Below are 376 nucleotides of genomic sequence, written 5' to 3'. Positions count from 1 at the left end.
CGAGCTACCAGACTGCTCCATCCCGCGATAATACATTATATTTAATTTTTTAAGACCCTTTATGGACCTTGTAGGACTCGAACCTACGACAAGACGGTTATGAGCCGTCTGCTCTAACCAACTGAGCTAAAGGTCCAAGCGTACAATAGCGGCGGGGGGGATCGAACCCTCGACCTCCCGGGTATGAACCGGACGCTCTAGCCAGCTGAGCTACACCGCCAAAATGTAATCAAATTAAGAATTTAATTACTATCGGGAAGACAGGATTCGAACCTGCGACCCCCTGGTCCCAAACCAGGTGCTCTACCAAACTGAGCCACTTCCCGATTATGCACCCTGTAGGACTCGAACCTACAACCTTCTGATTCGTAGTCAG

The 376-nt window shown here is 49.5% G+C and carries 3 tRNA genes; all 3 read right to left on the bottom strand.

Features of this window, described 5'->3' with window-relative positions:
- Nucleotides 1–62: 62 nt before the first annotated feature.
- Nucleotides 63–136, bottom strand: a tRNA-Ile gene (locus FC45_RS07525).
- Between the two features lie 10 nt (nt 137–146).
- Nucleotides 147–220: transfer RNA gene (locus FC45_RS07520), tRNA-Met, on the bottom strand.
- Between the two features lie 32 nt (nt 221–252).
- Nucleotides 253–326, bottom strand: a tRNA-Pro gene (locus FC45_RS07515).
- Nucleotides 327–376: the final 50 nt, after the last annotated feature.

The sequence above is a fragment of the Lactobacillus jensenii DSM 20557 genome (assembly GCF_001436455.1).
GTDB classification, from domain to species: Bacteria; Bacillota; Bacilli; order Lactobacillales; family Lactobacillaceae; genus Lactobacillus; species Lactobacillus jensenii.
The sequence above is the reverse complement of the archived record's forward strand: the minus strand, read 5'-3'. Positions and strand labels throughout refer to the sequence as shown.